The sequence below is a fragment of the Streptomyces sp. NPDC023573 genome, assembly GCF_055559735.1.
In genome coordinates this window covers 314,296-339,503 of sequence record NZ_JBVHKB010000001.1, presented here as the reverse complement: position 1 = coordinate 339,503, position 25,208 = coordinate 314,296, and the positions used below count along the sequence as shown (strand labels likewise).

Sequence of the window (25,208 nt, the reverse complement as noted above, 5' to 3'; positions counted from 1 at the left end):
GCCTGCACATTCTGCGTATTTCTACATGTTTCGAGTTCCCCGTGATGTGCGGCGTACATGCGGTCCGGCCCTCTCCCGCTCGCGGCCGGCCGACGCCTCCTTCCCCGGCGCCGGCCGGCCTCCCCTTCCGGGCGGGCGGGGACCAGGCCGTATGTGCGGCCACACGGGACATAGCCTGAGAGGGCGCTTTGAGCCAGACCCGACACGTCCCGGTGATGCTCCAGCGATGCCTGGACCTGTTGGCCCCGGCTCTGGAGGCGGCGGGCCCGCGGCCCCCGGTCGTCGTCGACTGCACCCTCGGGCTCGGCGGGCACAGCGAGGCACTGCTCGCCGCCTTCCCCGAGGCCCGGCTGATCGCCCTCGACCGGGACAAGGAAGCGCTGCGGCTCTCCGGCGAGCGCCTCGCCCCGTACGGCGACCGCGCCACGCTGGTGCACGCGGTCTACGACGAACTCCCCGAGGTCCTCGACCGGCTGGAAATCCCCAAGGTCCAGGGCGTGCTGTTCGACCTCGGCGTCTCCTCCATGCAACTGGACGAGGCGGACCGCGGCTTCGCGTACGCCCAGGACGCGCCGCTCGACATGCGCATGGACCAGACGACCGGCATCGGTGCGGCCGAGGTGCTCAACACCTACCCGCCGGGCGAACTCGTGCGGATCCTGCGGGCGTACGGCGAGGAGAAGCAGGCGAAGCGCATCGTCTCCGCCGTGGTCCGCGAACGCGAGAAGGAACCCTTCAGCAACAGCGCCCGCCTCGTCGAGCTGATCCGTGACTCCCTGCCGCAGGCGGCCAAGCGCACCGGCGGCAATCCGGCCAAGCGCACCTTCCAGGCCCTGCGCATCGAGGTGAACGGTGAACTCACCGTCCTGGAGCGGGCGATTCCGGCGGCGGTGGGGAGCCTCGCCGTCGGCGGCCGGATCGCCGTCCTCTCGTACCACTCGCTGGAGGACCGCCTCGTCAAGCAGGTCTTCGCCGCCGGCGCGGCCAACACGGCGCCGCCCGGACTGCCCGTGGTCCCCGAGCGTTACCAGCCCCGGCTGAAGCTGCTGACCCGCGGCGCCGAGCTGCCCACCGAGGAAGAGGTCGCCGAGAACCGGCGCGCCGCCCCCGCCAGGCTGCGCGGCGCCCAGCGGATCCGCGAGGAGGAGCGATGAGCGGATCCCGCCCGGCCGGCCGGGCCCGTACGAGGACGGTGGCACCGCGGTGACCAGGACGGCCGAGCAGATGAAGGGGCGGGCCGGCCGGCTCGCCCGGCTGATGCCGTCGGGGCCGAGCACCGCCGCCCGCACCCCCTTCGTCCTGCTGGTCGTGCTGCTGCTCGCGGGTGGCCTGATCTCGCTCCTGCTGCTGAACTCGGCGCTCAATGAAGGATCGTTCAGGCTGAGCAAGCTGGAGCGGGAGACCACCGAGCTCACCGACGAGCAGCAGGCCCTCCAGAGGGACGTCGACAGCTACTCCGAACCGGACGCGCTGGAGCGCCGGGCCAGGGAGCTCGGCATGGTGCCCGGCGGCAGCCCCGCCTTCCTGGACCCGGACGGCACCGTACGCGGTGAGCCCGAGCGGGCCACCGCGCAGCCTTTGCCCACCGAGGCCCCGGAGCCGGAGGCGAGTGCGGCCGGACCGGCCACGCCCCCCGCCTCCCCGTCGCCCGCCGTCTCGCCCTCCGCGTCCGCCGCGACGCCGTCGACGGCCCTCACCGCACCGGCCACGAACACCCCGACCCCGCCCCCGACGAGCCCCGGCAGGTGACGCAGTGCCGTCCAAGGAACCGCCGCGCCGCCGTGTCCCCGGCCCCGCGCGCTCCCGTAACGCGGGCGGGGGGCCGGGGCGTCCCCGGCCCGCCGCCCGCCCTGACGCCCGGCGCCCACGGAGCCAGACGGCCAGGAAGCGACGCGGCGGCTCCGCGCGGTCCATCCGGCTGGGCAGCCCGCGTCCCCGGCTCCGCCTCATCAGCCTCTGCCTGACCCTCGTCATGATGGCGTTCGTCGTCCGGCTCCTCCAGGTCCAGGCCGTCGACGCCGACACCTACTCCGCCAAGGCCGAGAAGAACCGCTACCTGGAGTACACGATCGCCGCCGAACGCGGTGAGATCACGGACCGCAGCGGCATCGCCCTGGCCACCAGCGTCGACGCGCACGACATCACGGCCGACCCGAAGCTCTTCACACCCGCGGAGAGCAAGGCCCCGGACGCGCCGCAGCAGGCGGCTGCCCTGCTCGCCCCGATCCTCGGCGAGGACGAGGCGGACCTGGCGAAGAAGCTCTCCGCCAAGAGCCGCTACACCGTGCTGGCACGGCGCCAGACCCCCCAGGTCTGGAAGCAGATCAAGGACCTCAAGTCCGCCTTCGCCGACAAGGCGGCCGAGGACAAGGCGAAGGGCGGCCCCGGCGCCAACGTGCTGGCCGGAGTCCTCCAGGAGCCCACCACCAAGCGCGTGTACCCCAACGGCGACCTCGCCGCCGGGATACTGGGGTTCGTCAACGCCGAGGGCAAGGGCGGCGGCGGCCTGGAAGCACAGCTGAACAAGCAGCTCCAGGGCGAGGACGGCAAGATCCGCTACGCCCAGGCGGGCGGCCGGCCCGTGCCCACCGCCGGCTCCACGGAGATCCCGGCCGTCGCCGGCACCGACGTCGAGCTGACGATCGACCGGGACATCCAGTGGGCGGCCCAGCGCGCCATCGCCGACCAGGTGGAGAAGTCCGAGGCGGACCGGGGCTACGTGGTCGTCCAGAACACGAGGACCGGCGAGGTGCTGGCCATGGCCAACGCCCCCGGCTACGACCCCAACGACCTCGCGCAGAGCAACGCGGCCGCCCTGGGCAACGCCGCCCTCCAGGACGTGTACGAACCCGGCTCCACCAGCAAGGTCATGTCCATGGCCGCGGTGCTGGAGGAGGGGGTGGCGACGCCCGGTACGCACGTCACCGTGCCCAACCGGCTGCACCGCGGCGACCGGCTCTTCAAGGACGACATCGACCACCCCACCTGGTACCTCACGCTCAACGGCGTACTCGCCAAGTCGAGCAACATCGGCACCATCCTGGCCACCGGGCAGCTGGGGAAGACCCAGGCCGAGGCCAACAAGGTCCTGTACTCCTACCTGCGCAAGTTCGGCATCGGCAGCAAGACGGGCCTCGACTACCCGGGCGAGTCGCCCGGCATCTTCGCCAAGCCCGAGGACTGGTCGACCTCGCAGCAGTACACGATCCCGTTCGGACAGGGACTCTCGCTCAACGCCATGCAGGCCGCATCGGTCTACCAGGCCATCGCCAACGACGGGGTCCGGATCGAGCCGACCCTGGTCCGCGGGACCAAGGACGCGGACGGCCGCTACACGGCGTCCGAAGCCCCCGAACGCACCCGGGTGGTCAGCGAGAAGACGGCCAGGACACTGGCGAAGATGCTGGAGTCCGTGGTGGACGACCAGGAGGGCACCGGGACCAAGGCCCACATCGAGGGCTACCGGGTCGCGGGCAAGACCGGCACGGCCAACCGCGTCGACCCCGTACGCGGCGTCTACAAGGGCTACACCGCGTCCTTCGCGGGGTTCGCCCCCGCCGACGACCCGCAGATCACCGTCTACTGCGCCATCCAGAACCCCACCAAGGGCAGCTACTTCGGCGGCCAGATCTGTGGCCCGATCTACAAGAAGGTCATGGAGTTCGCCCTGAAGACCCTCCAGACCCCTCCCTCCGGCAGCGATCCCGCCCGGCTGCCGGTGTCCTTCAAGCCGGGCGAGTAACTCGGGGGAACCCTCAGTGACGACCATCACCCCTGATCCCGGGAACCGGAACGAGAAGTACCGCGACCCCGGCCCCTCACTTCGCGAGAGGCCGGGTCCGCCCGGTACGCTCACCGCCGTGCCCCACGCTGATCAGTGTCAAACCACTCAGAAGGACGCGCCTGTGACCTACCCGGGAGCGCCCCGACCGGACCGGCTCCGGCCCACGCCCCTCGGAGAGCTGGCCGCCCGGCTCGGTGCCGGACCGCAGGATTCCGGTGAGGTCACCGGAATCACGCACGACTCCCGGGCCGTGCGCCCCGGGGACGTGTACGCGGCCCTGCCCGGTGCCCGTTTCCACGGCGCCGACTTCGCCGCCCAGGCCGCGGGCCTGGGCGCGGCCGCGATCCTCACCGACCCGGCGGGCGCCGAGCGCGCCGCCGGAACCGGCCTCCCGGTCCTCGTCACCGACGACCCGCGCGGCCGGATGGGCGACCTCGCGGCCGAGATCTACGGACGGCCGGGAGTCGGCCTTCTCCAGATCGGCATCACCGGAACGTCCGGCAAGACCACCACGGCGTACCTCGTCGAGGGCGGGCTGCGCGGCGCCGGACGCAGCACCGGGCTGATCGGCACCGTCGAGATGCGGATCGGCGACGAGCGCATCAAGTCGGAGCGCACCACCCCCGAAGCCACCGACCTCCAGGCACTCTTCGCCGTCATGCGGGAACGCGGGGTCGAGGCCGTCGCCATGGAGGTCTCCAGCCACGCCCTGGTGCTCGGCCGGGTCGACGGCTGCGTCTTCGACGTCGCCGTGTTCAACAACCTCAGCCCGGAACACATGGAGTTCCACTCCGGCATGGAGGACTACTTCCAGGCCAAGGCGCAGCTGTTCACCCCGCAGCGCAGCAAGCTCGGCGTCGTCAACTTCGACGACGAGTACGGCCGCCGGCTGGTCAAGGAGGCGTCCGTCCCGGTCGTCACCTTCTCGGCGGAAGGCCACCCGGACGCCGAGTGGCGGGCCGAGGACGTCGAAGTCGGCCCCCGGGACAGCAGCTTCACCGTGATCGGCCCCAAGGGCGAGCGCGTCACCGCCAGGGCACCGCTGCCCGGCCCGTTCAACGTCGCCAACACCCTCGCCGCGATCGTCACCCTGGCCGTCGCGGGCGTCGACCCGCAGACCGCGGCCGACGGGGTCGCGGCCGTTCCCGGCGTACCCGGCCGGCTGGAACGCGTCGACGCCGGACAGCCGTACCTCGCGGTCGTCGACTACGCGCACAAGACCGACGCCGTCGAATCCGTCCTGCGCTCCCTGCGGAAGGTCACCGAGGGCCGGGTGCACATCGTGCTCGGCTGCGGCGGCGACCGCGACACGACGAAGCGCGGAGCGATGGGCGCGGCCGCGGCGCGGCTCGCCGACACCGCCGTACTCACCTCCGACAACCCCCGCTCCGAGGACCCGCTCGCGATCCTCGCCGCGATGCTCTCCGGCGCGGCCGAGGTGCCCGTCCACGAGCGCGGCGACGTACTCGTGGAGGCCGACCGCGCCGCGGCCATCGCCGCCGCGGTCGCCCGGGCCGAGCCCGCCGACACCGTGCTGGTGGCCGGAAAGGGACACGAGCAGGGCCAGGACATCCACGGAGTGGTGCGCCCCTTCGACGACCGGAAGGTCCTGCGCGAGGCCATCGAACGCTCCCTGGGGCGCACGGGCGCCGTGCACGCCCCCGAGGACCGCGTACACACCCACGAGAACAACAGTCAGGGATGACCAAGTGATCGCCCTTTCCCTCGCCGAGATCGCCGGAATCGTCGGCGGGCAGCCGCACGACGTACCGGACGGCTCCGCCGTCGTCACCGGCCCCGTCGTCATCGACTCCCGGGAGGTGCGGCAGGGCTCCCTGTTCGCCGCGTTCGCGGGCGAGCGTGTCGACGGCCACGACTACGCGCAGCGCGCCGTCGAGGCGGGCGCGGTGGCCGTGCTCGCCGCTCACCCCGTCGGTGCCCCGGCGATCGTCGTCGACGACGTCGTGGCCGCGCTCGGAGCCCTCGCACGCGCCGTCGTGGAACGCCTCGGCACCACCGTCGTCGCTCTGACCGGCTCGGCCGGCAAGACGTCCACGAAGGACCTGATCGCCCAGCTCCTGGAGCGCAAGGCGCCCACGGTCTGGACGCCGGGTTCCCTCAACAACGAGATCGGTCTGCCGCTCACCGCGCTGCGCGCGACGGCGGAAACGCGCCATCTCGTGCTGGAGATGGGCGCGCGGGGCATCGGCCACATCCACTACCTCGCCGACCTGACCCCTCCGAAGATCGGCCTGGTCCTCAACGTGGGCAGCGCCCACATCGGGGAGTTCGGCAGCCGCCAGGCGATCGCCCAGGCCAAGGGCGAGCTCGTCGAGGTCCTCCCGGAGGACGGCGCCGCGATCCTCAACGCCGACGATCCGCTCGTGCGGGCCATGGCGTCCCGCACAAAGGCACGGGTGCTCCTCTTCGGAGAGGCCGCGGATGCGGACGTACGGGGAGAGAACGTGCGGCTCACGGACGACGGCCGCCCCGCTTTCGCGCTCCACACCCCGACCGGGTGCAGCGACGTGACCTTGCGCCTGTACGGTGAGCACCACGTGTCGAACGCGCTCGCCGCGGCCGCCGTCGCCCATGAGTTGGGCATGTCCGTGTCCGAGATCGCCGATGCGCTCTCCGGGGCGGGCACCCTCTCCCGCTGGCGCATGGAGGTCACCGAGCGTCCGGACGGTGTGACGGTCGTCAATGACGCCTACAACGCGAACCCCGAATCCATGAAGGCCGCACTCCGTGCGCTGGCCGCCATGGGCAAGGCCCGACAGGCAGCCGGGGGGCGCACGTGGGCGGTGCTCGGTCAGATGGCCGAGCTCGGTGACGCGTCGCTCGCCGAGCACGACGCGGTCGGACGGCTCGCCGTCCGGCTCAACGTCAGCAAGCTCGTCGCTGTCGGGGGGCTAGAAGCCTCCTGGCTGCAACTGGGCGCATATAACGAGGGTTCGTGGGGTGAGGAGTCGGTGCACGTGTCCGACGCACAGGCGGCCGTCGACCTGTTGCGCAGTGAACTGCGCCCGGGAGACGTCGTGCTGGTGAAGGCGTCCCGGTCGGTCGGCCTGGAGAAGGTCGCCCTGGCACTGCTGGAGACGACCGAGGGCGAGGTCGCCGTCCGATGAGGCAGATCCTCTTCGCGGGAGCCATAGGGCTCTTCCTGACCCTGGTCGGCACGCCGCTGCTGATCAAACTTCTGGCCCGCAAGGGCTACGGGCAGTTCATCCGGGACGACGGCCCGCGTACCCACGGCAGCAAGAAGGGCACGCCCACCATGGGCGGGATCGCCTTCATCCTGGCGACGATCATCGCGTACGTCCTGGCGAAGGTGATCACCGGCGAGGAGATGCGCTTCTCCGGCGTCCTCGTCCTGTTCCTGATGGCCGGGATGGGCCTCGTCGGCTTCCTCGACGACTACATCAAGATCGTCAAGCAGCGCTCGCTGGGCCTGCGCGCCAAGGCGAAGATGGCCGGCCAGCTGATCGTCGGCATCGCCTTCGCGGTGCTCTCGCTCCAGTTCGCCGACCTCCGCGGCAACACCCCGGCATCGACCCGGCTCTCCTTCGTCGAGGACTTCGGCTGGTCCATCGGGCCGGTGCTGTTCGTCGTCTGGGCCCTGTTCATGATTCTCGCCATGTCCAACGGCGTGAACCTGACGGACGGTCTGGACGGCCTGGCCACCGGCGCGTCGGTGATGGTCTTCGGCGCGTACACCTTCATCGGGCTGTGGCAGTTCCAGGAGTCCTGCGCCAACGCGACCACCCTCACCAACCCGGAGGCGTGTTTCGAGGTACGGGACCCACTCGACCTGGCCGTCGTCGCCTCGGCCCTGATGGGCGCCTGCTTCGGCTTCCTGTGGTGGAACACCTCGCCCGCCAAGATCTTCATGGGTGACACCGGTTCGCTCGCCCTCGGCGGCGCGCTCGCCGGCCTCGCGATCTGCTCCCGCACCGAGTTCCTGATGGCCATCCTCGGCGGCCTCTTCGTGATGATCACGATGTCGGTGGTCATCCAGGTCGGCTCGTTCAAGATGACCGGCAAGCGGGTCTTCCGGATGGCGCCGCTCCAGCACCACTTCGAACTCAAGGGGTGGTCCGAAGTCCTTGTCGTGGTCCGCTTCTGGATCATCCAGGGCATGTGCGTGATCGTCGGACTCGGCCTCTTCTACGCGGGATGGGCAGCCAAGAAGTGAACGACGTGGACTGGCAGGGCAAGAACGTCACGGTCGCCGGGCTCGGCGTCAGCGGCATCCCCGCCGCCCGCGCCCTGCACGAGCGGGGAGCCCTCGTCACCGTCGTCAACGACGGCGACGACGAGCGCTCCCGCGCCCAGGCCGCCGAGCTGGAGGCGCTCGGGGTCACCGTGCGCCTCGGCGACGGCGACACCCTGCCGGAGTCCACCGAGCTCGTGGTCACGGCCCCCGGCTGGAAGCCCGGAAAGCCGCTCTTCCGAGCGGCCGCCGAGGCCGGCGTCCCCGTCTGGGGCGACGTCGAGCTGGCCTGGCGGCTGCGGGGCCCCGACGCGGCACCCTGGCTCGCGGTCACCGGCACCAACGGCAAGACCACGACCGTGCGGATGCTCGCCTCGATCCTCGGTGCCGCGGGCCTGCGCACGGCCGCGGTCGGCAACATCGGGGTCTCCCTGCTGGACGCCGTGCTCGGCGAAGAGACGTACGACGTGCTCGCCGTCGAGCTCTCCAGCTACCAGCTCCACTGGGCGCCCTCGCTGCGCGCCCACTCCGGCGCCGTGCTCAACCTGGCCCCGGACCACCTCGACTGGCACGGCTCCATGGCCGGATACGCCGCCGACAAGGGCCGGATCTACGAGGGCAACAGCGTCGCCTGCGTCTACAACGCGCAGGACGGGGCGACGGAGGACCTCGTGCGCGAGGCCGACGTCGAGGAGGGCTGCCGGGCCATCGGGTTCACCCTCGGCACGCCGGGCCCCTCGCAGCTCGGGGTGGTCGACGGCATCCTCGTCGACCGGGCCTTCGTGGCCAACCGGCAGAAGCAGGCCCAGGAGCTCGCCGAGGTCGGCGACGTCGATCCGCCGGCCCCGCACAACATCGCCAACGCCCTGGCGGCGGCGGCCCTCGCCCGCGCCTTCGGCGTACCGCCGACGGCCGTGCGCGACGGGCTGCGGGCCTTCCGCCCCGACGCCCACCGCATCGAACACGTCGCCGATGTCTCCGGAGTCACCTACATCGACGACTCCAAGGCCACCAACACCCACGCCGCCGAGGCCTCCCTCGCGGCCTACGAGCCGATCGTCTGGATCGCCGGCGGCCTGGCCAAGGGCGCCACCTTCGACGACTTGGTCAGCGGGGCCGCGAAGCGGCTGCGGGGTGCCGTGCTGATGGGCGCCGACCGGGCGCTGATCCGCGAAGCCCTGGCGCGACACGCCCCCGAGGTACCCGTGGTCGACCTCGACCGGACCGACACTGGGGCGATGTCCGCAGCGGTCCGCGAAGCGGCACGGCTGGCCCGGCGCGGTGACACCGTCCTGCTGGCCCCGGCCTGTGCCTCGATGGACATGTTCGTCAACTACAACAAGCGGGGCGAGGCGTTCGCGGACGCGGTCCGCCAACTCGCCGACGAGAGCGCCTGACGGGCCCGGCCCCCGCGTCGTACTGTCCCGGAGGACCGGGAGGGTCCCGGGACCCGGCACGAGCAGCACCGCCGGGGGCCGGGGCCCCGGGCGACAGCCCCGGGCACGAGCAGTGGAGGGGACAGCGACAATGCCGGCCGACGAGAGCTCAGCCGCGCGCGGAGCCGGCCGTTCACGGGCCACCGCCGCGATCAGCCGGGTGCTCATCCCGCCCCTGCTCGCCGGAGCGCTGCCCGCGGGCTCCGGACCGCCGGCCGGGCTCGCCCTGCGCAGCCGGCCCGCCGCCGGTCCCCGAAGGCCGCCCTCGCCGCGTGGCGGGGGACCGTCGAGACCCGGCGGCGGGCAGCCAGGGCCGCGCCGGGGCGCCCGGGTGCGGCGGACGTACGAGCAGGCACGACGGGCCTGGGACCGGCCTCTGACGGCGTACTACCTGATCCTCGGCGCCGGCCTGCTCATCACCGTCCTCGGCCTCGTCATGGTGTACTCCGCCTCGATGATCAAGGCGCTGGAGCTGTCACGGCCCGGCACCTACTTCTTCCGCAAGCAGTTCCTCGCCGCCGTGATCGGCGCCGGCCTGCTGCTTCTGGCCTCCAGGATGCCCGTCAAACTCCACCGAGCGCTCTCCTACCCGCTGCTCGCGGGTACCGTCTTCCTGATGGTCCTGGTCCAGGTGCCGGGGATAGGGATGTCGGTCAACGGCAACCAGAACTGGATCTACCTCGGCGGCCCTTTCCAGCTCCAGCCCAGCGAGTTCGGCAAGCTCGCCCTCATCCTCTGGGGCGCGGACCTGCTCGCCCGCAAACAGGACAAGCGGCTGCTGGCCCAGTGGAAGCACATGCTCGTGCCGCTCGTCCCGGTCGCCTTCATGCTGCTCGGGCTGATCATGCTGGGCGGCGACATGGGGACCGCGATCATCCTCACCGCGATCCTCTTCGGCCTGCTCTGGCTGGCAGGCGCTCCCACCAGGCTCTTCGCCGGAGTGCTCGCCTTCGCGTGTCTCATCGGCTTCCTGCTCATCAAGACCAGCCCCAACCGGATGTCCCGGCTCGGCTGCATCGGAGCGTCCGAGCCCGGCCCCGGCGACTCGTGCTGGCAGGCGGTGCACGGAATCTACGCTCTCGCCTCAGGCGGATGGTTCGGTTCCGGGCTCGGTGCGAGTGTGGAAAAATGGGGTCAACTTCCCGAACCCCACACCGACTTCATCTTCGCCATCACCGGGGAGGAACTGGGCCTGGCGGGGACGCTGTCGGTACTGGCCCTCTTCGCGGCTCTAGGCTATGCGGGTATCCGCGTGGCCGGACGCACGGAGGACCCCTTCGTGAGGTACGCAGCGGGAGGCGTGACCACCTGGATCACGGCGCAGGCCGTGATCAACATCGGTGCGGTGCTCGGCCTGTTGCCGATCGCCGGTGTCCCGTTGCCGCTGTTCTCCTACGGAGGGTCCGCCTTGCTGCCGACCATGTTCGCCGTCGGACTCCTGATCGCCTTCGCGCGAGAGGACCCGGCGGCGAGAGCGGCCCTGGCCATGCGGAGGCCCGGGGTCAGATGGAAGACGATGAGACGGCGCGTCATGAAGCGTCCGTCCGGAGAGCGGTGAATTTCGGTGCATGTCGTACTCGCCGGCGGGGGGACCGCCGGGCACATCGAGCCCGCGCTTGCCCTCGCAGACGCCCTGCGGAGGCAGGACCCGACCGTGGGAATCACTGCCCTCGGCACGGAGCGCGGACTCGAGACCAGGCTCGTACCCGAGCGGGGGTACGAACTGGCACTGATCCCTGCCGTACCGCTGCCGCGTAAGCCCACACCCGAGCTGATCACGGTCCCGGGGCGGCTGCGCGGCACCATCAAGGCCGCCGAGCAGATCCTGGAGCGCACCAAGGCGGACTGCGTGGTCGGCTTCGGCGGCTACGTCGCCCTGCCCGGCTACCTCGCGGCCAAGCGCGCCGGGGTCCCGATCGTCGTCCACGAGGCCAACGCCCGGCCGGGCCTGGCCAACAAGATCGGTTCGCGGTACGCCCACGGCGTCGCCGTCTCCACCCCGGACAGCAAGCTGCGCGGCGCCCGCTACATCGGCATCCCGCTGCGCCGCACCATCGCCACCCTCGACCGGGCCCGGGTCCGCCCGGAGGCGCGCGCCGCCTTCGGGCTCGACCCCAACCTGCCGACGCTGCTCGTCTCCGGCGGCTCGCAGGGCGCCCGCCACCTCAACGAGGTGGTCCAGCGGATCGCACCGCTGCTCCAGCGGTCCGGGATCCAGATCCTGCACGTGGTCGGCCCGAAGAACGAAATGCCGCGCATCGACAACATGCCGGGGATGCCGCCCTACATCCCGGTACCGTACGTGGACCGGATGGATCTGGCGTACGCCGCGGCCGACATGATGCTCTGCCGCGCGGGCGCGATGACCGTCGCCGAGCTCTCCGCCGTCGGGCTGCCCGCCGCCTACGTCCCGTTGCCGATCGGCAACGGCGAACAGCGGCTCAACGCCCAGCCGGTGGTCAACTCCGGCGGTGGTCTGCTGGTGGACGACGCGGCGCTCACCCCGGAATGGGTGCAGGGCAACGTCCTTCCGGTGCTCTCGGACCCGCACCGGCTGTACGAGATGTCCCGTGCCGCCGCGGAGTTCGGGCGACGTGACGCCGACGACCTGCTCGTCGGCATGGTGTACGAAGCGATTGCCGCACGCCGCAAGGCGTGAGGCGGTGCGGACCCGGGGCGCGCGCCCCGGGTCCGGCGAAGGAGCGAGCGTGGCCGGACCGACGACCGCCCAGCGCGGTGAGGCCGAGCGGGCCGACACCCCCGCCCGCCCGCCGCACATCGGCCCTCGGGGGCGCGGACCGACGGGCCGTACACGGCTCGTCCTGGCCGCTGTCGGCCTCGTGCTGACCGCCGCGGCCACGGCCTGGGTGCTCTACGGCTCGTCCTGGCTGAGGCTGGAGCGGGTCACGACCACCGGCACGGACGTGCTCACGCGGAGCGAGGTGGAGGCCGCCGCGGCGGCCCCGGTCGGATCACCGCTGATCTCCGTGGACACCGGGGCGATCGCGGACCGGTTGCGCCAGAAGTTGCCTCGTGTCGACTCCGTGGATGTCGTACGGTCATGGCCGCACGGTGTCAGTCTTAAGGTGACCGAACGGAAACCGGTCCTGTTGATCGAAAAGGGCGCGAAGTTCATCGAAGTGGACGCAAAGGGCGTGCGCTTCGCAACCGTGGACAAAGCGCCGCCGCATGTGCCGCTGCTCGAATTGACGCCCGATCGGTCGGCGAGCCTGCGCCGTTTCGGCAGTGACCGTCTGCTGCGCGAAGCGGTCCGTGTCGCGGGGGACCTTCCGGGGCAGGTGGCCAGGGAGACGGAGACCGTGCGGGTCACCTCGTACGACTCCACCGTCCTCGAACTGACCCGGGGACGGACCGTGATGTGGGGCAGTGGTGAGGAGGGGCCCGTGAAGGCGCGGGTGCTCACCGCTCTCATGAAAGCGTCTCCCAAAGCGGGACACTTCGACGTGAGCGCTCCCACCGCCCCTGCGGTGTCGAAGAGTTGACGCGCGTTTGGCCAGGCCAGCCCCCTGGTTGGTCAGCGCTACGGGTGATCACATAGGGTGAAAAGAAAAACGGGAGGTTCGGCGTGTTCGTTGAACGTGCGCCACTTGTCGACTTAGTGTCCTGTTCGGAAGAGTCCAAGAAGCAGACACACTGGTAACCCTAAACTTCAAGGTTAGGGTTTGGGTCGGCGTTCGGACCGGCCCAATCGGCATCCGTCGTCGCGGCGGGACTACCGCGAAGCGACGACACGTAACTCGAGGCGAGAGGCCTTCGACGTGGCAGCACCGCAGAACTACCTCGCAGTCATCAAGGTCATCGGTGTCGGCGGCGGTGGTGTCAATGCCATCAACCGAATGATCGAGGTCGGTCTCAAGGGCGTCGAGTTCATCGCGATCAACACCGATGCGCAAGCACTGTTGATGAGCGACGCCGACGTCAAGCTCGACGTCGGCCGTGAACTCACCCGTGGCCTCGGCGCCGGGGCGAACCCGGCCGTCGGTCGTAAGGCGGCAGAGGACCACCGTGAGGAGATCGAGGAGGTCCTCAAGGGGGCCGACATGGTCTTCGTCACCGCCGGAGAAGGCGGCGGCACCGGCACCGGCGGCGCACCCGTCGTCGCCAACATCGCCCGTTCGCTGGGCGCCCTGACGATCGGTGTGGTCACCCGCCCGTTCACATTCGAGGGCCGGCGACGCGCGAACCAGGCGGAGGACGGCATCGCCGAACTCCGCGAAGAGGTCGACACCCTCATCGTCATTCCCAACGACCGGCTGCTGTCCATCTCGGACCGCCAGGTCAGCGTGCTCGACGCGTTCAAGTCGGCCGACCAGGTGCTGCTCTCGGGTGTCCAGGGCATCACCGACCTCATCACCACCCCGGGCCTGATCAACCTCGACTTCGCCGACGTCAAGTCGGTCATGTCCGAGGCCGGATCGGCGCTCATGGGCATCGGCTCCGCCCGCGGCGACGACCGCGCGGTGGCCGCCGCGGAGATGGCGATCTCCTCGCCCCTCCTGGAGGCGTCCATCGACGGCGCCCGCGGCGTCCTGCTCTCGATCTCCGGCGGCAGCGACCTCGGTCTCTTCGAGATCAACGAGGCCGCGCAGCTGGTGAGCGAGGCGGCCCACCCCGAGGCGAACATCATCTTCGGCGCGGTCATCGACGACGCGCTGGGCGACGAGGTGCGGGTCACCGTCATCGCGGCGGGCTTCGACGGCGGACAGCCGCCGGCCCGCCGGGAGAACGTCCTCGGAGCCGGTGCCGGCAAGCGGGAGGAGTCGGCTCCGCCGGCCCGGACCGCCGAGCCGGCGCGCCAGACCGGCGGTCTGGGCTCCGTGCCCCCGCGCGAGGAGCCCCAGACGCCGGCCGAGCCGGCGCCGGCGGCGAACGAGACCTCGCTGCCGCCGGTCAGCCCGCCGCACGTCCCGACGGCCCGTCCCTACCAGGACAGCCAGGCCGAAGAGCTGGACGTACCGGACTTCTTGAAGTGATAGGTCCGCAGCACGCGGTGAAAGCCGCGGAGTCTTCGGCGGGCGGCGCCCATTTCGCCTTCACCGACAGGTGGGGCGGAGTGAGCGCCGTTCCGTACGAGGAGCTCAACCTCGGCGGTGCGGTCGGTGACGACCCCGCCGCCGTCGGCGCGAACCGCGCCCGCGCGGCCCGCACCCTCGGTCTCGACCCGGACCGGGTGGTCTGGATGAACCAGGTGCACGGGCGCGACGTGGCCGTGGTCGAGGGCCCCTGGGGCGACACCGCGGACATCCCCGCGGTGGACGCGCTGGTGACGGCGCGGCGCGGACTCCCGCTCGCGGTGCTCACCGCCGACTGCACGCCCGTGCTGCTCGCCGATCCGGCGGCCGGTGTCGTGGCCGCCGCCCACGCGGGAAGGCCCGGTCTGGTCGCGGGAGTCGTACCGGCCGCGGTCGAGGCCATGATCGCACTCGGGGCGGAACCCTCCAGGATCACCGCGCACACCGGTCCGGCCGTCTGCGGACGGTGTTACGAGGTTCCCGAGCAGATGCGCGCCGAGGTCGCGCAGGCCGTCCCGGCCTCGTGGTCGGAGACCGCCTGGGGAACACCCGCGGTGGACGTCACGGCCGGGGTCCACGCCCAGCTCGCGGAGCTCGGCGTCGGGGACCTCCACAGCTCGTCGTTCTGCACCCTGGAATCCGGCGACCATTTCTCGTACCGCCGCGACCGCACCACTGGACGGCTCGCCGGATATGTCTGGTTGGACTGATAGGACATGACGGATCGCAGGGCTCAACTCGCGGCGAACCTGGCACAGGTGGAGGAACGTATCGCTTCCGCCTGTGTCGCGGCCGGCCGTGAGCGGGAAGAGGTGACCCTCATCGTGGTCACCAAGACGTACCCGGCGAGCGATGTGCGCATTCTGCACGAACTCGGTGTGCGACAGGTCGCGGAGAACCGCGATCAGGACGCGGCGCCAAAAGCCGAGGCCTGTGCGGATCTGTCGCTCACATGGCACTTTGTCGGACAGTTGCAGACCAACAAGGTCCGGTCCGTGGCCGGTTATGCCGACGTCGTGCAATCGGTGGACCGCGTGAAGCTGGTCACCGCCCTCTCGGCTGCGGCCGTCCGGCGTGAGCGCGAGCTCGGCTGCCTCATCCAGGTCGCCCTCGACGCCGAGAGCGGCGAGCGGGGGGAGCGGGGCGGGGTCGCGCCGGACCGTATCGAGGAGTTGGCGGCCTCGGTGGAAGCGGCGGAAGGGCTCAGGCTCGACGGCCTGATGACCGTCGCCCCGCTCGCGGGCCCCTACGCCGGCAGGCAACGGGCCGCGTTCGACCGCCTGATGGAATTCTCATCCCGCCTGCGCGGGGACCATCCGGCTGCGAACATGGTCTCTGCTGGGATGAGCGGGGATCTCGAGGACGCGGTGGCGGCCGGGGCGACACATGTACGCGTCGGTACGGCGGTACTCGGAGTCCGACCCCGGCTCGGGTAACGTCGCGAAGCAAGTCGGACCACAGCAGAAAATATGGTCATTCCCGCTCGAAGCGGGCAGGCCGGAGTGGATCTCGGGCACTTGGTGACACGAATGCCGATCCACCACAGAGCGGAGGACTCGGAGCATGGCCGGCGCGATGCGCAAGATGGCGGTCTACCTCGGCCTCGTGGAGGACGATGGGTACGACGGTCCGGGGTTCGACCCCGACGACGAATTCGAACCCGAGCCGGAGCCCGAGCGGGACCGGCGGCGGCATCAGCCCGCGCATCCTGTGGAGCGGGAACGGGACGAACCGGTGCGATCGGTGCAGCCGCCTGCGCCACGGGAACCGGTTCAGCTCCCGGCGGAAAGCGGACGACCCGCCCGAATCGCCCCCGTGGCATCTATCACACCTGACCGCCCGAACATGGAGAAGAACGCACCGGTGATCATGCCCAAGGTCGTGTCCGAGCGGGAGCCCTACAGGATCACCACGCTGCACCCCAGGACCTACAACGAGGCCCGTACCATCGGGGAACACTTCCGCGAGGGCACTCCGGTGATCATGAATCTCACGGAGATGGACGACACGGATGCGAAGCGACTTGTCGACTTTGCCGCGGGACTTGTCTTCGGTCTCCATGGCAGCATTGAGCGTGTGACGCAGAAGGTGTTCCTGTTGTCGCCTGCTAACGTCGATGTCACGGCGGAGGACAAGGCCCGCATCGCAGAGGGCGGGTTCTTCAACCAGAGCTGAGAACACCGGGAACAAACCCGGCCGGGTGGCCGGGGCTACGAGAGCCAGGGGAGAGGGAAGCGCGGGACATGGGCATCGCACTGGATGTGGTCTATATCGCGCTGATGTGTTTCCTCATCGTGCTGATCTTCCGGCTGGTCATGGACTATGTCTTCCAGTTCGCACGTTCATGGCAGCCAGGCAAGGCGATGGTGGTCGTTCTCGAGGGCACTTACACTGTCACGGATCCACCGCTGAAGCTTCTGCGGCGGTTCATACCGCCGTTGCGTCTCGGGGGCGTGGCACTTGACCTGTCCTTCTTCGTTCTGATGATCATCGTCTACATTCTGCTCAACCTCGTGGGCAAGCTTGCGAGCAGCGTGTGAACGATACGGTCTTGCCGACTGCCGACGACTACGTAGAGGTGAAGAAGAGATGCCGCTGACCCCCGAGGACGTGCGGAACAAGCAGTTCACGACCGTCCGCCTCCGAGAAGGCTATGACGAGGACGAGGTCGATGCCTTCCTCGACGAGGTCGAATCGGAACTGACCCGACTGCTCCGTGAGAACGAGGACCTGCGCGCCAAGCTGGCCGCGGCCACGCGTGCCGCCGCGCAGAACCAGCAGCAGCAGGGAATGCGTAAACCGCCGGAGCAGCAGGACCGGCCAGGGGCCCCGGTGCCCGCCGCCATATCTGGTCCGCCGGTACAGCAGCAGCAGCCCCCGCAGATGGGTCCCCCCCAGCTGCCCGGTGGAGCTCCGCAGCTGCCTGCCGGTCCCAGCGGCCATGGCCCCCAGGGTGGCCACGGCCCCGGCCCGCAGGGCCAGCACGGCCCCGGCCCTATGCAGGGCGGTCCCATGGGCGGCCCGATGGGCGGCCCCATGGGCGGTCACGCGCCGCAGCAGCAGATGCAGCAGATGCAACAGCAGCAGCAGCAGATGCAGCAGCCCGGTCAGGGCGGTCCCGGTGGCGACAGCGCCGCCCGTGTCCTCTCGCTTGCTCAGCAGACCGCCGACCAGGCGATCGCGGAGGCCCGTTCCGAGGCCAACAAGATCGTCGGCGAGGCGCGCAGCCGTGCCGAGGGCCTCGAGCGTGACGCCCGTGCCAAGGCGGACGCCCTGGAGCGGGACGCGCAGGAGAAGCACCGCGTGGCGATGGGCTCGCTGGAGTCCGCCCGCGCGACGCTGGAGCGCAAGGTCGAGGACCTGCGTGGCTTCGAGCGCGAGTACCGGACCCGTCTGAAGTCCTATCTGGAGAGCCAGCTGCGTCAGCTGGAGACCCAGGCCGACGACTCGCTCGCTCCGCCGCGGACGCCCGCCGCCGCCTCGCTGCCGCCGTCGCCTTCGCTGGCTCCGGCCGGTGCGGGTGCGATGGGGCACACCATGGGTGGCAACCACGGTGGTCACGGCAACCAGCAGATGGGCGGCGGCAACCAGTCGATGGGCGGCGGCCCGTCGTACGGCGGCGGTCAGCAGCAGATGTCGCCCGCGATGACGCAGCCGATGGCACCGGTGCGGCCGCAGGCGCCGCAGCCGATGCAGCAGGCGCCTTCGCCGATGCGCGGGTTCCTGATCGACGAGGACGACAACTGAGCGGCTCGCGCTCGCTGAGCGCGTAGCCGTCGGCAGGCTGAGGGCCGGGCCCCGGGTTTTCCCGGGGCCCGGCCCTTTTGCGTGCCGTGTATCCGGGGGCTCTGCCCCCGGGCCCCCGCTCCTCGATCGCCGGAGGCGCTTGATTCTGTCCCGCTCGGCTCGATCCCCAGGGCCGCGATGCCCGGCCTCGCCGGCGTTCGAGGCGCGGGTGGGGGGAACAGCAGAGGCCCGGCCGGAACATGTCCGGCCGGGCCTCTGCGTGCTGCTGGTTACCGCTCGGTCCTGCGGAGGCGGAACGTGAGGGACAGGCCCTCGTCCTCGAACGGGGCGCCGTACGAGTCGTCCGCCTCGCCCTGCGCGTAGTCCAGGGCCAGGACCTCGTCGGCGATCAGCGTCGCGTGGGCCGTCAGGGCCTCGGCCGTCGCCGGGGATGTGGACGTCCAGCGGACCGCGATCCGGTCCGCCACGTCCAGGCCGCTGTTCTTGCGTGCCTCCTGGATCAGCCGGATCGCGTCACGGGCGAGTCCGGCGGCCCGCAGTTCCGGGGTGATCTCCAGGTCCAGGGCGACCGTCGCGCCGGAGTCGGACGCCACCGACCAGCCCTCGCGGGGGGTCTCCGTGATGATGACCTCGTCGGGGGCGAGGGTGATCCGCTCGCCGTCGACCTCCACGGAGGCCGTGCCCTCGCGCAGCGCCAGGCTGAGCGCGGCGGCGTCGGCGTCCGCGACGGCCTTGGCCACCGCCTGGACCCCCTTGCCGAACCGCTTGCCCAGTGCGCGGAAGTTGGCCTTCGCCGTGGTGTCGACCAGCGAGCCGCCGACCTCCGACAGCGAGGCCAGGGAGGAGACGTTCAGCTCCTCCGTGATCTGGGCGCGCAGCTCCGGTGTGAGCGACTCGAAGCCCGAGGCCGCGACCAGGGCCCGCGACAGCGGCTGCCGGGTCTTGACCCCCGACTCGGCACGCGTGGCACGGCCGAGCTCCACCAGGCGGCGCACCAGCGCCATCTGCGAGGAGAGCGCCGGGTCGATCGCCGCCGGGTCCGCCTTCGGCCAGTCGGACAGGTGGACCGACTCAGGGGCGTCCGGGGTGACGGGGACGATCAGGTCCTGCCAGACCCGCTCCGTGATGAACGGCGTCAGCGGGGCCAGGAGCCGGGTGATCGTCTCCACGACCTCGTGCAGCGTGCGCAGCGCCGCCTTGTCGCCCTGCCAGAAGCGGCGGCGCGAGCGGCGGACGTACCAGTTGGACAGGTCGTCGACGAACGCCGAGAGCAGCTTGCCGGCGCGCTGGGTGTCGTAACCCTCCAGAGCCTTGGTGACCCCGTCCACCAGGGCGCCGAGCTCGCTCAGCAGCCAGCGGTCCAGGACCGTGCGGTCGGCGGGGGCCGGGTCGGCCGCCGACGGCGCCCAGTTCGACGTACGGGCGTACAGGGCCTGGAAGGCCACCGTGTTCCAGTACGTGAGGAGCGTCTTGCGGACGACCTCCTGGATCGTGCCGTGGCCCACCCGGCGTGCGGCCCAGGGGGAGCCGCCCGCCGCCATGAACCAGCGGACCGCGTCGGCGCCGTGCTGGTCCATCAGCGGGATCGGGTCGAGGGTGTTGCCCAGGTGCTTGGACATCTTCCGGCCGTCCTCGGCGAGGATGTGGCCCAGGCAGACCACGTTCTCGTAACTCGACTTGTCGAAGACGAGCGTGCCGACCGCCATCAGCGTGTAGAACCAGCCGCGGGTCTGGTCGATGGCCTCCGAGATGAACTGCGCCGGATAGCGGGACTCGAAGACCTCCTTGTTCTTGTACGGATAGCCCCACTGCGCGAACGGCATCGAACCCGAGTCGTACCAGGCGTCGATGACCTCCGGGACGCGGTACGCCTCCAGCTGGCAGTTCTCGTGCGAGCAGGTGAACGTGATCTCGTCGACGAACGGCCGGTGCGGGTCGAGCCCCGACTGGTCGGCGCCGGTGAGCTCCGACAGCTCGGCGCGGGAGCCCACGCAGGTCAGGTGGCCGTCCTCGCAGCGCCAGATCGGCAGCGGTGTGCCCCAGTAGCGGTTGCGCGACAGCGCCCAGTCGACGTTGTTGGTCAGCCAGTCGCCGAAGCGGCCGTTCTTGACCGAGTCCGGGAACCAGTTGGTCTTCGCGTTCTCCTGGAGGAGCCGGTCCTTGACCGCCGTCGTGCGGATGTACCAGGACGGCTGCGCGTAGTACAGCAGGGCCGTGTGACAGCGCCAGCAGTGCGGGTAGCTGTGCTCGTACGGGACGTGGCGGAAGAGCTTCCCGCGCGCGGCCAGGTCCTCGGTGAGGGCCTCGTCGGCCTTCTTGAAGAAGACGCCGCCGACCAGCGGGAGGTCCTCCTCGAAGGTCCCGTCGGGACGGACCGGGTTGACGACCGGCAGACCGTACGAGCGGCAGACGAGGAGGTCGTCGGCGCCGAAGGCGGGGGACTGGTGGACCAGACCCGTGCCGTCCTCGGTCGTGACGTACTCGGCGTTGACGACGTAGTGCGCCTCGCTCGGGAACTCGACGAGCTGGAACGGGCGTTCGTACGTCCAGCGCTCCATCTCGCGGCCGGTGAAGGTCTCGCCGGTGAGCTCCCAGCCCTCGCCGAGCGCCTTCTCGACCAGCGGCCGGGCCACGACCAGCTTCTCCGCGCCGTCCGTCGCGACCACGTAGTCGACGTCGGGGTGCGCGGCGACGGCCGTGTTGGAGACGAGGGTCCAGGGGGTCGTCGTCCACACCAGCAGCGCGGCCTCGCCGGCCAGCGGACCGGACGTGAGCGGGAAGCGCACGAAGACCGAGGGGTCGACGACCGTCTCGTACCCCTGCGCGAGCTCGTGGTCCGAGAGGCCGGTGCCGCAGCGCGGGCACCAGGGGGCGACGCGGTGGTCCTGGACCAGCAGGTCCTTGTTGAAGATCTCCTTCAGCGACCACCACACGGAGTCGACGTACTCGGGGTCCATCGTGCGGTAGGCGTCGTCCAGGTCGACCCAGTAACCCATGCGGGTCGTCAGCTCGCTGAACGCGTCGGTGTGGCGGGTCACGGACTCACGGCACTTCGCGTTGAACTCGGCGATGCCGTACGCCTCGATGTCCTTCTTGCCGTTGAAGCCCAGCTCCTTCTCCACCGCGAGCTCGACCGGCAGGCCGTGACAGTCCCAGCCGGCCTTACGCCCGACGTGGTAGCCCTGCATGGTGCGGAAGCGCGGGAAGACGTCCTTGAAGACGCGGGCCTCGATGTGGTGGGCCCCGGGCATGCCGTTGGCCGTCGGGGGGCCCTCGTAGAAGACCCACTCGGGGCGGCCCTCGGACTGTTCGAGGCTCTTGTCGAAGACCTTGCTGTCGCGCCAGAAGTCGAGCACGGCGTGCTCGAGGGCGGGCAGGTCGACCTGGGCGGGTACCTGGCGGTACTGCGGCGATGTCATGTGCGGGCTTCCTCCGGCGGACGTCTTCCACTTCCGTCGGAGGGACGAGAGCCTGGCCGGCTCCCGCGGTACCACCCTCCTTGGCCCCGGGCGTGCGCCCGTGGCCCCCTCATTGGGGTCGCGATGCCGGGTCTAGTCGCCTTGTGCCCGGGGGCGGGCCCCCATGGTCCAAAGCTTTCTTCCGACGGCTCCGGGCTGATCTTCACGGCGCGCTCGCCCCCGGGCTCCCACCGTCCCCGGGTCGCTCCTGGCTGCGTACGACGCTACTCGTCCCATCCATGCCTCTCGCTGCGGCCAGTGTACGGGCCCCCGCGGGCGACGGCCGACCGGTTTTCGCCGTACGGCGACGTGGAAGGCGCTTGCACCCGAATGGCCAGTCGGGGCCGGCGGAGTCTCCGGAGAGCCCGCGGAGGCGGATTACCCGGCGGGGAGCTGGGCACAACGGTTGCAGGCGCGCCACCGACCGGCAGCGGGAGGGGGCGAACCGGCGGCGTGCCCCGTTGCCGCGGAGCTGCGGTCGACTTATCGTCCCAGCACGATTCGCGTGCAAGATCACAATATGTGAAGGGGCCGCGGCCATGGTGGCGAAGAAGACCGCCGCATCGAGATCGGCGTCCGGGAGATCCACGGCTGCGGCTGCCGAGGAGAAGGCCGCAGGGAGGAAGACGGCGGCACATCCGCCGGAACCGGAACAGACCGGTCAGGACCCGGCGCACCACGAGCCGGGGAGGAAGAGCACGGCGAAGAAGAGCGCAGCCAAGAAGGCGTCGAAGAAGAAGGCCACGGGGGCGGCCCAGGCCGCCGAGCAGACAGGAGTCCACACGGTGGTAGCCAAGAAGAGCGCGGCCCGGGCCGCGGCTGCGGGAGAGGGCACCGCGACCGCGGTCCCCCCGGCCAGGGCCGCCGCGACGGCGCCCGGGGACCTGGCGGTCAGGCCGGGGGAGGACCCCTGGACCGCGGAGGAGGTCGACGCGGCGCGGACCGAGCTGGCCGGTGAGGTCCTGCGGCTGCGCACCGAGCTGGAGGTGTCGGGCGCGGCGCTCGCCGGCCTGATGCGCGACTCGGGGGACGGTGCGGGGGACGACGACGCGGACACCGGCACGAAGAACATCACCAGGGAGCACGAGCTCTCCCTGGCGGCCCACGCCCAGGAGACCCTGGACCAGACCGAGCGGGCGCTCGCCAGGCTCGACGCGGGCACCTACGGGCTCTGCGAGGTCTGTGGCAAGCCGATCGGCAAGGCGCGGATGCAGGCCTTCCCCCGGGCCACGCTCTGCGTCGAGGACAAGCAGAAGCAGGAGCGGCGCGGCTAGGACCGCCTTCCGTCCGGATCGGGTCCGATCCGGACGGAAGGGCCCCGGCGGCCGTCGAAGCCGCACGGTGGCCCCAGGGCAGAGGAGGCCGGGAGGCCGGTCCGGGTCCTGACGCCCCTGATCCCCCGGGTGTGTCGTACCCTCGTCCTCAGTCAGGCACCTAGGTTGAGGGACTCACGTGACAGAGGCGGAGCGCATCATCGGTACGCCGGACATCCCTGATGCCGAGGGGGCCGACGGGGCTGAGCCCCAGCAGCCCGCCGGGGGCTCGACCCAGGCCGGGAGCGACGAGCCCGGCAGCGGCCGGGGCAACAAGAAGATCCTGGTACTCCTCGGTGTGGCGGTCCTCGCCTACCTTCTGGACCTGATCAGCAAGATGATCGTGGTCGCGAAGCTGGAGCACGAGGAGCCGATCGAGATCTTCGGCGACTGGCTGAAGTTCGACGCGATCCGCAACGCGGGCGCCGCCTTCGGGATCGGCGAGGCGTTCACCGTGATCTTCACCGCCATCGCGGCCGTCGTGATCGTCGTGATCGTCCGGCTCGCCCGCAAGCTCTACAGCCTGCCCTGGGCCATCGCCCTGGGGCTGCTGCTCGGCGGAGCGCTCGGCAACCTCACCGACCGCATCTTCCGCGCGCCCGGGGTCTTCAAGGGTGCGGTGGTCGACTTCATCGCCCCCGCGCACTTCGCCGTCTTCAACCTCGCCGACTCGGCGATCGTCTGCGGCGGAATCCTCATCGTGATCCTTTCCTTCAAGGGCCTGGACCCCGACGGCACCGTGCACAAGGACTAGCGGGCGCAAGGCATACTCGACTGGTGAGTACGTATCCCGAGGTCCGCACCCTGCCCGTACCCGACGGCCTGGAGGGCGAGCGTGTCGACGCCGCCATCTCCCGGATGTTCGGTTTCTCCCGCACCAAGGCCGCCGAGCTGGCCGCTGCCGGGAAGGTCCAGGTGGACGGCGCGGTGGCCGGGAAGTCCGAGCGGGTGCACGGCGGTGCCTGGCTGGAAGTGGAGATGCCCCAGGCACCCGCTCCGGTCCAGGTCGTCGCCGAACCCGTCGAGGGCATGGAGATCGTCCATGACGACGACGACATAGTCGTCATCATGAAGCCGGTCGGCGTCGCCGCCCACCCCAGCCCCGGCTGGACCGGCACCACCGTCATCGGCGGCCTCGCCGCGGCCGGCTACCGCATCTCGACGTCGGGCGCCGCCGAGCGCCAGGGCATCGTGCACCGGCTGGACGTCGGCACCTCCGGCCTGATGGTCGTGGCCAAGTCCGAGCGGGCGTACACCCTGCTCAAGGCGCAGTTCCGCGACCGGGTCGTCGAGAAGAAGTACCACGCCCTCGTGCAGGGCCACCCCGACCCGATGAGCGGCACCATCGACGCCCCCATCGGCCGTCACCCGCAGCACGACTACAAGTGGGCCGTCACCGCCGAGGGCAAGCCCTCCGTGACGCACTACGACCTCATCGAGGCCTACCGTGCGGCCAGCCTGCTCGACATCAAGCTGGAGACCGGGCGCACGCACCAGATCCGCGTGCACATGTCCGCGCACCGCCACCCCTGCGTCGGCGACCTGACCTATGGCGCCGACCCCACGCTGGCCAAGCGCCTCGGCCTGACCCGGCAGTGGCTGCACGCGGTCCGGCTCGGCTTCGAGCACCCGGCCGACGGCGGCTGGGTCGAATTCGAGAGCGGCTACCCGGACGACCTGCGCCACGCCCTCGACACGATCGCCGCGGAGAGCGAATGAACCCCGGGTCCTCCCCGTACAGCACCCGCAGGGCCCTCGGCGAGAGCGACCTCGCGGCGTGCTTCCAGGTCCGCAAGGACGTCTTCGTCGGCGAGCAGCAGGTCCCCGAGGAGATCGAGTACGACGTCCATGACGCTTCCGCGGTGCACGTCGTCGCCGTGGCCGCGGACGGCTCCGCGCTCGGCACGGGACGGCTCCTGTACGGCGAGGACGTGGCGGACAGGACCGGTGGCGACCCGGCCGTGGGTTCGCTCGGCAGGCTCGCCGTGACCCGCGAGGCCCGTGGGCTGGGCGTCGGCGCGGCACTGGTCCGTGCCATAGAGGAGCAGGCCCGCGCGCTCGGCCTGACCGCCGTGGACCTGCACGCCCAGACGCACGCGCTCGGCTTCTACGAACGGCTCGGCTACACGGCGTACGGCCCCGAGTTCCCGGACGCCGGGATCCCGCACCGGGCCATGCGCCGCGCACTCTGACCGCGCGCCCCGCAGGGGTGCCGCAGGTCCGC

General features: G+C 70.9%; 21 protein-coding genes. 20 read left to right on the top strand and 1 reads right to left on the bottom strand.

Features of this window, described 5'->3' with window-relative positions; all coding sequences use genetic code 11:
- Positions 1–188: 188 nt before the first annotated feature.
- The 16 genes from rsmH to ACZ32T_RS01470 all read left to right on the top strand — a co-directional run bounded on the left by rsmH (position 189) and on the right by ACZ32T_RS01470 (position 18,213).
- Positions 189–1,154, top strand: coding sequence for a 16S rRNA (cytosine(1402)-N(4))-methyltransferase RsmH (rsmH, locus tag ACZ32T_RS01545; protein ID WP_467364811.1), 966 nt, complete (start codon positions 189–191; stop codon positions 1,152–1,154).
- A gap of 49 nt (positions 1,155–1,203) precedes the next feature.
- Positions 1,204–1,749 carry a cell division protein FtsL gene (gene ftsL, locus ACZ32T_RS01540; RefSeq protein ID WP_467364809.1) on the top strand — a complete coding sequence of 182 codons (546 nt, stop codon included), beginning with the start codon at positions 1,204–1,206 and terminating at the stop codon, positions 1,747–1,749.
- 4 nt (positions 1,750–1,753) lie between these two features.
- Positions 1,754–3,742, top strand: coding sequence for a peptidoglycan D,D-transpeptidase FtsI family protein (locus ACZ32T_RS01535; protein WP_467364807.1), 1,989 nt, complete (start codon positions 1,754–1,756; stop codon positions 3,740–3,742).
- Between the two features lie 16 nt (positions 3,743–3,758).
- The gene (locus ACZ32T_RS01530; RefSeq protein ID WP_467364805.1) at positions 3,759–5,489 is read left to right on the top strand and encodes a UDP-N-acetylmuramoyl-L-alanyl-D-glutamate--2,6-diaminopimelate ligase; all 1,731 of its coding nucleotides are present in this window, start codon (positions 3,759–3,761) and stop codon (positions 5,487–5,489) included.
- Positions 5,490–5,493: 4 nt separating this feature from the next.
- Positions 5,494–6,912, top strand: a complete 1,419-nt coding sequence (locus tag ACZ32T_RS01525; protein ID WP_467274002.1) for a UDP-N-acetylmuramoyl-tripeptide--D-alanyl-D-alanine ligase — start codon at positions 5,494–5,496, stop codon at positions 6,910–6,912.
- A complete protein-coding gene (gene mraY / locus ACZ32T_RS01520; RefSeq protein ID WP_104789809.1) occupies positions 6,909–7,979 on the top strand; it encodes a phospho-N-acetylmuramoyl-pentapeptide-transferase in 1,071 nt (356 codons plus the stop codon). Before ACZ32T_RS01525 ends, mraY begins: the two co-directional genes overlap by 4 nt.
- The gene (murD, locus tag ACZ32T_RS01515) at positions 7,961–9,394 is read left to right on the top strand and encodes a UDP-N-acetylmuramoyl-L-alanine--D-glutamate ligase (RefSeq protein ID WP_467274000.1); all 1,434 of its coding nucleotides are present in this window, start codon (positions 7,961–7,963) and stop codon (positions 9,392–9,394) included. Before mraY ends, murD begins: the two co-directional genes overlap by 19 nt.
- 130 nt (positions 9,395–9,524) lie before the next feature.
- Positions 9,525–10,991: a putative lipid II flippase FtsW gene (gene ftsW / locus ACZ32T_RS01510; protein ID WP_467273998.1), complete on the top strand. Its 1,467-nt coding sequence runs from the start codon at positions 9,525–9,527 to the stop codon at positions 10,989–10,991.
- A gap of 6 nt (positions 10,992–10,997) precedes the next feature.
- Positions 10,998–12,092 (top strand): undecaprenyldiphospho-muramoylpentapeptide beta-N-acetylglucosaminyltransferase, encoded by a 1,095-nt coding sequence (gene murG / locus ACZ32T_RS01505; protein ID WP_356716588.1) that lies wholly within the window; start codon positions 10,998–11,000, stop codon positions 12,090–12,092.
- 49 nt (positions 12,093–12,141) lie between these two features.
- Positions 12,142–12,936: a cell division protein FtsQ/DivIB gene (locus ACZ32T_RS01500; RefSeq protein WP_467364802.1), complete on the top strand. Its 795-nt coding sequence runs from the start codon at positions 12,142–12,144 to the stop codon at positions 12,934–12,936.
- Positions 12,937–13,212: 276 nt separating this feature from the next.
- On the top strand, positions 13,213–14,427 hold the full coding sequence (ftsZ, locus tag ACZ32T_RS01495; protein ID WP_467273993.1) for a cell division protein FtsZ: 1,215 nt from the start codon (positions 13,213–13,215) through the stop codon (positions 14,425–14,427).
- A gap of 17 nt (positions 14,428–14,444) precedes the next feature.
- Complete coding sequence (gene pgeF / locus ACZ32T_RS01490; RefSeq protein ID WP_467273992.1) at positions 14,445–15,176, top strand: peptidoglycan editing factor PgeF; 732 nt, start codon at positions 14,445–14,447, stop codon at positions 15,174–15,176.
- 6 nt (positions 15,177–15,182) lie between these two features.
- Entirely contained in the window at positions 15,183–15,902 is a 720-nt protein-coding gene (locus ACZ32T_RS01485; protein WP_467273990.1) for a YggS family pyridoxal phosphate-dependent enzyme, read from the top strand.
- 127 nt (positions 15,903–16,029) lie between these two features.
- Positions 16,030–16,641 (top strand): cell division protein SepF, encoded by a 612-nt coding sequence (locus ACZ32T_RS01480; protein WP_031098945.1) that lies wholly within the window; start codon positions 16,030–16,032, stop codon positions 16,639–16,641.
- 68 nt (positions 16,642–16,709) lie between these two features.
- Positions 16,710–17,006, top strand: a complete 297-nt coding sequence (locus tag ACZ32T_RS01475) for a YggT family protein (RefSeq protein WP_104789816.1) — start codon at positions 16,710–16,712, stop codon at positions 17,004–17,006.
- 49 nt (positions 17,007–17,055) lie between these two features.
- Positions 17,056–18,213 (top strand): DivIVA domain-containing protein, encoded by a 1,158-nt coding sequence (locus ACZ32T_RS01470; protein WP_467273988.1) that lies wholly within the window; start codon positions 17,056–17,058, stop codon positions 18,211–18,213.
- 269 nt (positions 18,214–18,482) lie between these two features.
- Here the strand turns inward: ACZ32T_RS01470 and ileS are convergent, their stop codons facing one another.
- The gene (gene ileS / locus ACZ32T_RS01465; protein WP_467273986.1) at positions 18,483–21,632 is read right to left on the bottom strand and encodes an isoleucine--tRNA ligase; all 3,150 of its coding nucleotides are present in this window, start codon (positions 21,630–21,632) and stop codon (positions 18,483–18,485) included.
- Positions 21,633–22,210: 578 nt separating this feature from the next.
- On the opposite strand from ileS, the gene ACZ32T_RS01460 reads away from it, so the two are divergent.
- The 4 genes from ACZ32T_RS01460 (at position 22,211) to ACZ32T_RS01445 (ending at position 25,176) form a co-directional block, all read left to right on the top strand.
- Positions 22,211–22,945, top strand: coding sequence for a TraR/DksA family transcriptional regulator (locus ACZ32T_RS01460; RefSeq protein ID WP_467273984.1), 735 nt, complete (start codon positions 22,211–22,213; stop codon positions 22,943–22,945).
- Between the two features lie 178 nt (positions 22,946–23,123).
- Positions 23,124–23,738 carry a signal peptidase II gene (gene lspA, locus ACZ32T_RS01455; protein ID WP_467273982.1) on the top strand — a complete coding sequence of 205 codons (615 nt, stop codon included), beginning with the start codon at positions 23,124–23,126 and terminating at the stop codon, positions 23,736–23,738.
- Between the two features lie 23 nt (positions 23,739–23,761).
- Positions 23,762–24,703 carry an RluA family pseudouridine synthase gene (locus ACZ32T_RS01450; RefSeq protein ID WP_104789821.1) on the top strand — a complete coding sequence of 314 codons (942 nt, stop codon included), beginning with the start codon at positions 23,762–23,764 and terminating at the stop codon, positions 24,701–24,703.
- Positions 24,700–25,176, top strand: coding sequence for a GNAT family N-acetyltransferase (locus ACZ32T_RS01445; RefSeq protein WP_467273980.1), 477 nt, complete (start codon positions 24,700–24,702; stop codon positions 25,174–25,176). The genes ACZ32T_RS01450 and ACZ32T_RS01445 overlap by 4 nt, the downstream gene beginning before the upstream one ends.
- The last annotated feature ends 32 nt before the right edge of the window (positions 25,177–25,208 follow it).